The following is a 12,212-nucleotide window of genomic DNA, read 5'->3' on the forward strand; positions in this document are numbered from 1 at the left end:
ATTCCCTTTAGTTTTGAATTAGAGAGGTATCTAAACAACTGATATTCTGAATCTATCGATAAATATTCCGCAGAAATATTTATTGCAATGAGCTCTAAATCAGATAATTTTGGTTTAATTGGTTTGAAATAAAAATTTTCTTTGATGGTTAATTTTCTTAATTCCTTTAAAATAAAATCGTAAATTGCATCTAGGTTATTCATAACGTATTAGATTGATAGTCAATACAATATACGAAATTTTCGTATTATGAGTAACCTTTTTTATAATGCACTACGGGTACTGAGTATAAAATTCAGTCAAAACCCGAACTCAAAAAAGGTGTTTTAAAATATCAATTCTCCAAACAGGATAGAATTGTCAATACTTCATTACAAAACAGTTCTGATATTACCAAAGAACAGATTGAAGCATTCAGAGATACCTCTTATGACGGCACATTAAATAATCGCGGAAAGCACTATCAATTTGCCAACTTCATTGATGGAAACTGGGTTCACGATTTTTATTACACTGAAGGAAATATTTACGCAAAACTGGAACAATTGGAGCAGGATTTTTCTGATAAAAATGCAGTTGGAGGAACGGAAAACCAATACGAAAAACAAAAAGAATTATTAGAAAATGTTCTACCAAAAGCGAAATCGCTAGATGAGATTTATATTAGTCCGAATCATGAGTTCGTACACAAGTTTGAGCTAGGTCAAGTAGAAAAAGACCAATATAATCATATTACAAAACGTACTGAATCAGTCATTGTAGATTACAATCTTGCAGAAAAATTCAAAGATTTTGTCGGCACTTTGTCAAGTGAAGCCTTTGCAGGTTCTTCAGCTTGGGAAGTGCGAAGCTTTGTAGATAATGAAACAGTTACAGGAAGCGATAAAGAGAGAAATACGTTGGTCAGAGAAAGGCGAAAAGCTGCTGCGAATGATTTGTTTTACAAGTTTGTTCGGGAAGAACTTTCCGATGATATTAGAAATCGTTTTGTTAAAGAATTCAACAGAAATTACAATAATATCCACGTTCCGGATTATTCTAAATTCCCATTATTTTCCAGAATTTATCTGCATTTCAAAGGTCAGGAATTGCGTTTGACCGAAGTTCAGAAAGCAGGAATCGGAAGACAAACTACAAAAGGAGTAGGGCTCTTAGCGCACGAAGTTGGTTTTGGAAAAACGCTTTCCGGAATCCTTTCTATGCACGAAGCAATGGAGAGGGGAAATGCGAAAAGACCAATCATCGTAGTTCCTAATGACAGTATTTTGAAACAATGGGTGGAAACGATTTTTGAAACGATTCCCAATGCTAAAGTCAATGTTTTAGGGAATTTGGGGAAAGATTATGACCTTTCAAAATTTGATAATAAGGACGGAGAAATTACCATTATTACTTACGAAGGATTTAACAATATTGGATTCTCATCAGAAATTACAGAAGAACTTTCTTCAAAATTCAGTTACATCTCTGCAAGCGAACTGAAAGGTGTTACCAATACGGAAAGAGACCTCCAAATTGAACTTCAGAAAGAAAAGGAGATTGAGGGAAAAATGAAGCGTGGTAAAATCTATGATTGGGAAGATTTTGGGTTCGACCATTTGACTTACGACGAAGTTCACAACGCCAATCATATTGTAGGAAAAGTAAAAATTGAAGACCGAAGATTTGCGTCCGATTTCAGAAGTCAAAACCAACAGACTTCCAAATTGGGAATCAATACCTGGATGGCTGCGCAATACATTCAAGACAAGAATGATGGCAGAAATGTAACACTACTTTCCGCAACGCCTTTTACCAATAAGCCTTTGGAATATTATTCCATTCTTTCTTTAATAGCAAATAAAAGATTAGAAGAATCGGGATATTTCAATGTCAATACTTTCTTCGAGACCTTTATGGAAGCGGATAATGATATGGAGATCGATGCAAAAGGTGATGTGAAGTTTAAAGCCAATGTTCGGAGATTTAAAAATAATTCTTTGTTTCAGCAATTACTTTCGGAATTCATTGATATAAAAGGAGAAGAAGACAATCCTGAATTGATTCGTCCTAACAAAATCAACAAAGAGTATAAAATTGAGCAGAATGATCTGACAAAAGAACAATATGACTTGCTCAATGAAAATTTCAGTGAAACCGAAAAGGGAGCAATTCTAACGCATATTCTCAATGCCCGTTTAATTGCGATTTCGCCGTATCTAGCACCATACTATGATGATGAAGAGCCTTCTTTAAAAGAATTTATAGAAAATTCTCCGAAGCTGAAACAGACGATGGATTTAATTTATCAGAATAAAAAAGATCTTCCTGAATCCGGACAAATCATTTATTCTGAATTAGCGGTTGCTCAATTTCCAAAACTGAAAGAATATCTCATAACAGAAATTGGTTACAAACCCGAAGAAATCGGAATTATTACCGGAGCGACCAATAAAAATCAAAGAATTGCTATACAAAATGATTTTAATTCAGGTAAAATAAAAGTTGTTATTGGAAGTGAAGCCATTCAGGAAGGAATGAACCTTCAGGAACAAACAACAGATGTTTATATGCTTACATTACCCTATAATTTTACTTCACTCCGACAAGTGGAAGGACGAGCGTGGAGACAAGGAAATAAAAACGAAAATGTGAGAATCAATTTTATGCTGGCTAATGACAGTATCGATGTTTTTATGCTTCAGAAATTACAGGCTAAACAGGCAAGATATTTAGAGGCAATGAAAAAAGGTGCTGATCTGCTGGATATATCAGATATCAGTACCCAAGAACTTAAAACATCCATCATCACCAATCCTGAAACTCGAGCCAATATCGAGATTGAACTGATGAAGAAAAGAATTGAAGTCGAGAAAAATAAATATTTAGCTGATAGTGCTTTTGTGCTAAGAAAATACGAAGATGTTTTGAAAGTAAAAGAGTTGGTGACCAAAGCTGAACATTCTTATAACAGGATTGAAGGTTATTCGAAAAATGGCGATGCAAATGCTGACTATTGGAAAAAAGAATTGCCATCTTATCAAAAAACTATTGAACTTCATAAAGCTCAAGTTCAAGAAGTAATTGAAAATTTAGCTCAGAAAGGAATAGATGTTTCTCAAATTGAATTTCAAACCAAAACTACTGAAGATAAAATTGCAGAACTGGATAAAAAGCTGGAGGAACTTACGGAAACGAGGGAGAATTTAGTGACATTGTATAAAATAGAAAAGGCTGAAATGCTTAAAGCGAATGAAAATAGGGATTATGTGAGGGAAAGGGAAGATGAGAATAGAACTCTCTATAATATTTTAATAAAGGCTAATTCTATTAATGATTTTAAAACTAAAAATTCTTTCGGTATAACAATAAACGAAAATGAAGATGCAAATTTGAAAGATCTCTCAACTGTAATCAGAAAAAGGTAAATGAATCTTATAAATATAGCTAAAGTATTTTGTAAGTCATAGTATATTTCAGATCACTAGTGTAAGCAGATTATTATTAAAACAAAGTTAGAGGGGGGGAAAGGATCACCTAAATTAAATACTCTGCCTCTGGTGCTTAGAATACGATTTAAATAGAATAAAATATAGCAATTTAAAGAATTTATTCATAATTTTGTAGCGTTGAAAAATTTGAGTAAACATATCAGCTTTGTCATTTTATTGTGTTTGGGCTTTTTCCTAATGCCAAACATAACCTATGCTTGTGCTAAAAAAGCAGTTAAGACAGAGCAAAAGTCCTGCTCAAAAGAACAATCCAAAAAATCAGAAGATAAAATCAGTTGCAAGGACAAGTCCTGTGAAAAATGCAACGATGGTCACGGCTGCAACGGTAAATGTAAACACAGTTCTTGCAAATGTAGCATTTCTTCATCTTCATTTGGTTTACCAATACTTATAGATATAAAAACAGAAAACCAGTTTGCAGAAATTAAAACGCAAAAATTCGGTTTCAAGCAAGCCTATTATTCATCGGGCTTCCATTCCTTTTGGCAACCGCCTAAAATAGGTTAAAAAGATGGCTTGTACGCCACAGTTATGTCTTGTCGAAAGCTAATATTAGTTTTCGTAAAACTCTCTATCCCTTAATAATTTAAAAAATTCAAAATGAAGTCAATATCAAAAATATTGATGGTAATCACCGTATTACTATCAGCCTTAAGCAGTTTTGCCCAAATTAAAAATGCAAAAACAGAAACAGTGAAAGTATATGGTAACTGTGAAATGTGTAAAACCACAATCGAGAAAGCAGGAAATGTAAAAAATGTAGCCACAGTAAATTGGAATAAAGATACCAAGATGGCTACAATCGACTACGATAGTAAAAAAACAAATCAGGATGAGATTCTGAAACGTATTGCTTTAGCAGGGTACGACAATGAAAAATTTTTAGCACCTGATGATGTTTATGCAAAGTTATCAGGTTGTTGCCAGTATGACAGGGAACTAAAACCAATTGCCACATCTAAAGATGCAGGTATGGATATGAAAGCTGATCACGCTAACCACAACACCAAAGAAATGCCAGCCACAAATATGGCAACTACCCAAAATGAGCCACAACTGAAAGCTATTTTCGATAACTATTTTTCAGTGAAAGATGCTTTGGTAAAAACTGATGCAGGCACTTCATCTGCAAAAGCTGCTGAATTATTAAAGGCAATAAAAGCTATAGAAATGACAAAACTTTCCAACGAAGAACATACCGTCTGGATGAAAATAATGAAAGATTTAACTACTAATGCAGAAAAAATTGCTGTGGCAAAAGATGTTAACAAACAAAGAGAATTTTTCGCTTTACTGGCTAACAATATGTACGAATTAGCCAAAGTTTCAAAACAGGAAACACCTGTTTATTATCAGCATTGCCCAATGTATAACAATGGCAAAGGTGCAAATTGGTTAAGTAAAGAAGAAGCCATTAAAAACCCGTATTACGGTTCTCAAATGCTCACTTGTGGCAGTGTACAAGAAACTATTAATAACAAATAAAAAAAATGTTATGGAAAGTATGAAAAATCAACACGGAATGCAACATACGCAAAAGAGTGCAGAAAATGACCATAATAATTCTTTAGCAATGTACAAACGCTTTGCTGTAATGGCTGTTGCAATGTTTGTAGCAATGTACTTTATTATGTATGCTATGATAGACGGATTTGATAATCTTATTCCGAACATCAATAATTTATATATGACCCTGCTGATGATTTCGGCAATGCTGGTTATTGAATTATGGATAATGAAAGGAATGTATGAAAACAAAAAAATCAACTGGTCAATCATTACAGTTTCCCTTGCAGTTGGCATCTTTTCTTGGTTTGGTATTCGAGAACAATTATTTGTTGGTGATAAGGAGTTTGTAAAAGGAATGATACCACACCACGCAGCGGCAGTACTAATGTCCGAAAAAGCAAACCTTACCGATCCCGAACTAATACAGTTGCAAAAAAACATACTCAGAACCCAAGCACAAGAAATAGAATTTATGAAGCGGAAGCTAAATGAATTTGAAAACAAATAAATAAGATAAATTCTTTTAATGATATCAAAATTTAAATAAAATGAAAAATATAATTTTCTCAGTCATTACATTAGTAACAGTTGCAGCGGCAACAATTTCCTGTAAGCAATCTTCCAATAATAATAGCGACCAGCAGGCCGATGATAGCACAGTGATAACTAGAACCCAAGATTTGTCGACAGCAACACAAAATGATACAGCGCCTTCCGTTACTTCAAGAGATACAGTATCTCAAAAGATGGAAAAGTCTGCTTCAAAAGAGCAGACACAAAACTTCTCTATTGAACCAATTGTAAAAGATTATCTGGTTTTAAAAAATGCACTCGTTGCAGATAATGACAAAGTAGCTGCTAACGCAGGGAAGCAATTATTTACAACTATAAACAATGTAGATATGAAATCAATAGCCGCAAACAAGCATAAGGAGTTTATGGACATTGCGGAGAGTGCAAAAGAAAATGCTGAGCATATTGGTGACAACGCGGGAAAGATAGACCACCAAAGAGAGCATTTAGCAATGTTGAGTAAAGATGTTTCAGACCTTATCGTATTGTTTGGCACAACTCAAAAAGTTTATCAGGACTTCTGCCCAATGTATAATGATGGTAAAGGTGCTGTTTGGATTAGCGAAGCTAAGACAATAAAAAATCCTTATTACGGTAGCAAGATGCTTACTTGTGGCTCTGTAAAAAAAGAGTTCTAAATGAAGAGAGTATTAAAGATAATGTTGGCAATAGTGCTGTTTATTTTTATTGCAATACAATTTTATCAACCTGCCCTTAATGTAAATAAAGGGCAGGTTTACACAACCGATTTTTCGAAAGTTTATACAGTTCCGCCGAATGTGCAAAACATCTTACAGAATGCCTGTTACGATTGTCATAGCAACAATACCAATAATGTTTGGTATTCCAACATTCAACCAATTGCGTGGCTGATGAAGAAGCATATTGATAATGGCAAAGAAAAATTAAACTTTAGTGAGTTTGGCAGTATTACTAGTCGAAGGCAAATAAGTAAATTGAAAGGAATAGCAAACCAAATTAAAGACGAACAAATGCCTTTAGCTTCTTATAAAATAATGCACAGAAATGCACAGCTTTCAATGGAGCAAAAAAAAATGATAGTGGATTGGATGAACAAAACAGCAGACAGCCTTTCAACAGAAAATTAAATACAATGCGAAAAATTAAACAAATATTAATCAGCATTTTTAAAGCAATCTTTATTCATAAACAGGATTGTTGCAAATGAAATTATTTATATGGAACATCAACATACAGAAAATAAAGAAACCCGTGCAGGGCATAAAATGAGCAATATGCATCATGGAGCAAACCCATCAATGGAAATGGCAGGACATAACCATCATGCCATGATGATAGCCGATTTTAAAAAAAGGTTTTATGTCGTGCTCATCCTAACCATTCCAATCATGTTGCTATCAACCATGATACAACATTTTATAAAAGTTGATTGGCAGTTTGCAGGTTCGCAATACATACTCTTTGCATTGTCAACCGTTGTGTTTTTTTATGGCGGCTTTCCATTTTTAAAAGGATTGGTTGACGAAGTAAAAGCAAAGAACCCCGGCATGATGTTTTTAATCGGCTTCGCCATAACAGTTGCGTACATCTACAGCGTTGCAATTGTGTTTGGGTTACAGGGCATGGATTTCTTTTGGGAATTGGCAACCCTTATACTCATCATGCTTTTGGGGCATTGGATAGAAATGAAATCTGTTGCAGGTGCATCAAAAGAATTAGAATTATTGGTGCAGTTAATGCCAGCCGATGCACACATGGTAATGCCCAACATGGTGCATGATGTAAAAACCGACACACTAAAAGAGAACGATATTATTTTAGTAAAGCCAGGCGAAAAAGTAGCAGCAGATGGAATAATATTAGAAGGCGAAAGCTACCTGAACGAAAGTATGCTTACAGGCGAAAGCAAACCAGTACAAAAAGTAAAAGGCGATAAAGTAATTGCAGGTGCAGTCAATGGCAACGGTTCTATAAAAGTTACCGTTACCCATGCCGCAAAAGACTCTTACTTATCACAGGTTATCAAATTGGTAGACGATGCACAAAAATCAAAATCACAAACGCAGCTATTAGCAGACAAAGCAGCAAGATGGCTTACGATTATAGCATTGGTTACAGGCATTGCCACATTTTTATATTGGTATCTTACAGGGCAAGCATTGGCTTTTGCAATGGAAAGAATGGTAACCGTAATTGTTATTTGCTGCCCTCATGCTTTGGGTTTGGCAGTACCATTGGTTGTTGCAAAATCAACAGCATTATCAGCTAAGAATGGTTTACTTATTAAAAATCGTACAGCGTTTGAAAATTCAAGAAAAATAACCACTATCGTTTTTGACAAGACAGGAACATTAACTGTAGGAAGATTTGAAGTGTCAAAAATTGTTTCGCTGCAAAAAGAGTTCAATGAAAATGAAATCATTCGCCTTGCGTCTGCATTAGAACAAAAATCAGAACATCCCATTGCAACAGGCATCTTGCAAAAAGCAAAAGACCTATCGATCACCGTTCCTGAAACGGAAAACTTTAATGCCATAACAGGCAAAGGGGTTGAAGCAACGGTTGAAGGCGAAAAAATATTGGTAGTCAGTCCGGGATATTTAAAAGAAAATAATTTAGCAATTCCCGAAGGCTTTAATGCCAACGATACGGAAACGGTTGTGTTTGTAATCGTAAATAATGAGTTGGCAGGTTATATTGCTTTGTCAGATGAAATTCGACCTGAAGCTGCCGAAGCAATAAAGACCTTGAAAGAAAATAATATCAAATCTATTTTACTTACCGGTGATAATAACAAAGTAGCAAAAAGTGTAAGCGATGTTTTGGGTATGGATAGTTTTATTGCCGAAGTATTACCACATCAAAAATTAGAAAAGATAAAAGACCTGCAAAGCAATGGCGAATTCGTAGCTATGACAGGTGATGGCGTAAACGATGCACCAGCACTGGCAATTGCAGATGTTGGTATAGCAGTTGGCAGCGGTAGTGATATTGCAGCCGAAACCGCAGGTATTGTTTTAGTGAACAGTAACCCTAAGGATGTTGTAAATCTTATTTTATTTGGCAAAGCCACCTATCGTAAAATGATACAGAATTTAATTTGGGCTACGGGTTACAATGTAATCGCATTGCCTTTGGCAGCAGGTGTTTTGTACAAGCAAGGCATATTGTTAAGCCCAGCCGCAGGTGCGGTTTTAATGACGGTTAGCACAGTCGTAGTTGCAATCAATGCAAGTTTTTTAAAAGTAAAAAAATAAAATGAAAAAGATAACATTAATAATATTCATCGTTGCAACGTACACCTGTGCACAATCACAGGATATGAAAGGTATGGATATGACTAAAAAAGAACAGGTTCAACAGGCAACTTATACTTGCTCGATGCATCCCGAAATTCACGCCACAAAACCAGGCAACTGCCCAAAGTGTGGTATGAAATTGATAAAAGAAAAGGCTAAAACGGTAAAGCAGTCATCAAACAAAAAAAATGATGAAATGCAGATGCCTCCAAAAGAGCAGCCGAAAAAGGTGGACAAAATGAACAATATGTCTATGCAAAAAGAAAAGCCTCAAACCGTAAAAAGAATTGTAAACACAAAACCTCCAAAAACAGTTCGATACGAATTATATGTAACAGATACACTAGTAAACTACGCAGGGAAAGAAAAGAGAGCTATTGCCGTAAATGGTCAAATACCTATGCCTGCACTCACTTTTACAGAAGGCGATACAGCCGAAATTGTCGTACATAATCAATTAAAAGAAAGTACATCATTGCATTGGCATGGCGTTTTTTTACCCAATAAAGAGGATGGTGTGCCTTGGCTTACACAAAAACCAATTAAGGCGGGCGATACTTATACCTATCGTTTTCCGATTATCCAACATGGCACGCACTGGTATCACTCACATTCTGGTTTGCAGGAGCAGATTGGTATGTATGGTAGTTTTGTGATGAAAAAGCGTGAGGATGATAAAACTTTTAGAGAAGAAATAGATGATTTGCCTACTGTACCCATCATTTTAAGCGAGTGGACAAACCTCAATCCCAATAACATTAATCGGATGTTACATAATGCCAATGATTGGGCGGCTATTAAAAAAAATGCTACACAATCATACGCAGAAGCTATCAAAGAAGGTCATTTCAAAACAAAAGTAACCAACGAATGGAAACGTATGTTGGCAATGGACGTAAGCGATGTATATTATGACAAAATTTTAATCAACGGAAATCATACTACCGATTTAAAAAATGTTGATGGCAAAACGCTAAAAGCAGGAGATAAAGTAAGATTACGAGTGTCAAATGGTGGTGCATCCTCTTATTTTTGGTTGCGATATGCAGGAGGTAAAATTACCGTAGTTGCAAATGACGGCAATGATGTAGAACCTGTGGAAGTAGATAGATTAATCATTGCAGTATCAGAAACATATGATGTAGTTGTTACGATTCCTGAAGATGGAGTTTCTTATGAGTTTTTAGCTACTACTGAAGACAGAACACAATCGGCAAGCTATTTCGTAGGTAATGGCATCAAACAACTCATTTCACCACTTCCTAAATTGAAATATTTTGAGGGAATGAAAATGATGAACGATATGATGAAGATGAACGGAGATTTGGACGATATGGGAATGAAAATGAGCTTGAACCAAATGGATATGAACGTAGTAATGTATCCTGAAATCACAGGAGATAGTAAGCAGAAAGAAGACCATAGCCAACACAATATGAATATGAATATGGAAAATGATCCCAACCGTTACAATGCAAATGCTTTGGGAGAAATTAAAACCCTTAATTATGCAATGTTACAATCTCCTTCCAATACGGAACTTCCTAAAGATGCTCCAGTAAAAGAATTGAAATTTACCCTTACAGGAAATATGAACCGTTATGTGTGGAGTATGGATAATAAAATACTTTCAGAAGTTGATAAAATACCTGTAAAAAAAGGAGAAATTCTACGAATTACCATTCATAATAACTCAATGATGCGACACCCGATGCACTTGCACGGCTTTGATTTTAGAGTTATTAATGGCAAAGGTGAAAAATCTCCACTTAAAAATGTTTTAGATATAATGCCGATGGAAACTGACACTATTGAGTTTTTAGCAAACGAAGAAGGAGATTGGTTTTTCCACTGTCATATCCTTTATCATATGATGTCAGGAATGAACAGGGTATTTGCGGTTGATGATTATCAAAATCCAAATTTGCCTGACAAGAAACAAGCATATAATATGTTGCAAAGAGAAAGCAATATGCCTCATTTTATGGCACAAAATGATTTTGCAACTAACGGAAATGATGGTGACGCAATGCTTCAAAATGCAAGATGGAGTTTAGGTACAGAATGGCGTTTAGGTTATAATGATATGCACGGCTATGAGATAGAAACTCATTTAGGAAGATATATTGGTAAAATGCAATGGTTTATGCCATTCATCGGTTTCGACTGGAGGTATCGTAAAATGGGTATGGATGAACACGAAACCAATTTATTTGGTCAGAAAAATGAAAAAGATACACGTAGAGCCATTAGTTTAGGTTTTATGTACACTTTGCCAATGTTAGTGAACTTTCAGGCAGAAGTCTATCACGATGGTATAGTACGTCTTTCCTTAATGCGTGAAGATATCCCCATTACAAAAAGGTTGAGAGCAGGTTTTATGGTCAACACCGATATGGAATATATGACAGAACTAAAATATATTATCAATAAAAATGTGGGCATTCGTACACATTATGATAGTGATATGGGATGGGGAGTAGGCTTATCTCTTAATTACTAAAATAAATTCAACAACCTGCTCGTGGTGTTGAAATAGTTATTAAGATTCATCTTGAATCTTTGTAATATAATACAGATATGTACGCATATCTGTATTATATTTATGAGCAATATTTTATGTAGGAATACAGCCTCTTTTCCGTTCTGGAGCAAATTATAAAACAGGAAATAATGTATGTTTTTTAAAATTGGTATCTGGATCGGTTGTCTTTTTTCTATAATAATTTTATAATGAATTTATGGTATTGTAGAATTAAAAATTTATTCAAAATTGAACCCTTAAAGTAGCAAAATGAAAATCTTAATTATTGAAGACGAGAAAGAATTAGAAAAAAAGTATTGCAGAATATCTTTTGGGAGAAATTAATCTGTGAATTTGCGCTCACTTTCAGTGAAGCAATAGAGACGATAGAAACGTTCCAGTATGATTGCGGACTCTTGGATATTATGCTACCCAAACGGTAATGGATTTGCTATTTTAGAAGAATTGAAAGAGAGAATAAACAAGATGAGGTAATCATTATTTCAGAGAAGAATGCTCTGGATAATAAAAATAAAAGGATTATTTCTAACTCACCTAATATATAGGATCAATTCCAAAACTTGGGGGCTAGGCAAAAAGCTTAGACAACCTAAACAAGAAAAATGCTTTATCCCGCACACCTCTTAGTTGCAATCTGAAGTTTTTTATTTTAGCATTGAATGACTCGGCGGAAGCATTGGTACTTCTTCTCTCAAAATAATTGAGAATGTCTTTGTAATGGATCATTATGGTTTTCCTGAGTACTGAGAAAGATTTAAATCCTGATTCTTCTACTTCTTTAAACCAATGTGCTAACTTGAGCATTGCCACAGA

The 12,212-nt window shown here is 34.9% G+C and carries 8 protein-coding genes and 2 pseudogenes; 8 read left to right on the forward strand and 2 right to left on the reverse strand.

From position 1 onward, the window contains the following. Window positions 1-203: pseudogene (locus F564_RS19550) on the reverse strand (IS982 family transposase); the annotation flags it as partial. Window positions 204-284: 81 nt separating this feature from the next. On the opposite strand from F564_RS19550, the pseudogene F564_RS19555 reads away from it, so the two are divergent. From F564_RS19555 to F564_RS0116630, 8 genes and pseudogenes are all read left to right on the forward strand, one after another. Next, window positions 285-3,407 (forward strand): annotated as a pseudogene (locus tag F564_RS19555) (SNF2-related protein); the annotation flags it as partial. 277 nt (window positions 3,408-3,684) lie between these two features. Next, a complete protein-coding gene (locus F564_RS0116600; protein WP_028123599.1) occupies window positions 3,685-3,885 on the forward strand; it encodes a hypothetical protein in 201 nt (66 codons plus the stop codon). A 206-nt stretch (window positions 3,886-4,091) separates the two neighbouring features. Continuing rightward, window positions 4,092-4,976 (forward strand): DUF3347 domain-containing protein, encoded by an 885-nt coding sequence (locus F564_RS0116605; RefSeq protein ID WP_028123600.1) that lies wholly within the window; start codon window positions 4,092-4,094, stop codon window positions 4,974-4,976. Between the two features lie 10 nt (window positions 4,977-4,986). Then, on the forward strand, window positions 4,987-5,508 hold the full coding sequence (locus F564_RS0116610) for a DUF305 domain-containing protein (protein ID WP_028123601.1): 522 nt from the start codon (window positions 4,987-4,989) through the stop codon (window positions 5,506-5,508). A 40-nt stretch (window positions 5,509-5,548) separates the two neighbouring features. Next, window positions 5,549-6,211 (forward strand): DUF3347 domain-containing protein, encoded by a 663-nt coding sequence (locus F564_RS0116615; protein WP_028123602.1) that lies wholly within the window; start codon window positions 5,549-5,551, stop codon window positions 6,209-6,211. Continuing rightward, the gene (locus F564_RS0116620; RefSeq protein ID WP_028123603.1) at window positions 6,212-6,682 is read left to right on the forward strand and encodes a heme-binding domain-containing protein; all 471 of its coding nucleotides are present in this window, start codon (window positions 6,212-6,214) and stop codon (window positions 6,680-6,682) included. 90 nt (window positions 6,683-6,772) lie between these two features. After that, the gene (locus F564_RS0116625) at window positions 6,773-8,812 is read left to right on the forward strand and encodes a copper-translocating P-type ATPase (protein ID WP_028123604.1); all 2,040 of its coding nucleotides are present in this window, start codon (window positions 6,773-6,775) and stop codon (window positions 8,810-8,812) included. A gap of 1 nt (window position 8,813) precedes the next feature. Continuing rightward, entirely contained in the window at window positions 8,814-11,357 is a 2,544-nt protein-coding gene (locus F564_RS0116630; RefSeq protein ID WP_028123605.1) for a multicopper oxidase domain-containing protein, read from the forward strand. A gap of 609 nt (window positions 11,358-11,966) precedes the next feature. Here the strand turns inward: F564_RS0116630 and F564_RS0116635 are convergent. Continuing rightward, the coding region (locus F564_RS0116635; RefSeq protein ID WP_028123606.1) for a transposase at window positions 11,967-12,212 on the reverse strand (246 nt) is incomplete at its 5' end.

The organism is Epilithonimonas tenax DSM 16811, from assembly GCF_000428485.1.
Lineage (GTDB): Bacteria > Bacteroidota > Bacteroidia > Flavobacteriales > Weeksellaceae > Epilithonimonas > Epilithonimonas tenax.

Coding starts and splice junctions, on each gene's coding strand:
- F564_RS0116600 (WP_028123599.1), top strand. CDS start 3,685: ATGCTTGTGCTAAAAAAGCAGTTAAGACAGAGCAAAAGTCCTGCTCAA.
- F564_RS0116605 (WP_028123600.1), top strand. CDS start 4,092: ATGAAGTCAATATCAAAAATATTGATGGTAATCACCGTATTACTATCA.
- F564_RS0116610 (WP_028123601.1), top strand. CDS start 4,987: ATGGAAAGTATGAAAAATCAACACGGAATGCAACATACGCAAAAGAGT.
- F564_RS0116615 (WP_028123602.1), top strand. CDS start 5,549: ATGAAAAATATAATTTTCTCAGTCATTACATTAGTAACAGTTGCAGCG.
- F564_RS0116620 (WP_028123603.1), top strand. CDS start 6,212: ATGAAGAGAGTATTAAAGATAATGTTGGCAATAGTGCTGTTTATTTTT.
- F564_RS0116625 (WP_028123604.1), top strand. CDS start 6,773: ATGGAACATCAACATACAGAAAATAAAGAAACCCGTGCAGGGCATAAA.
- F564_RS0116630 (WP_028123605.1), top strand. CDS start 8,814: ATGAAAAAGATAACATTAATAATATTCATCGTTGCAACGTACACCTGT.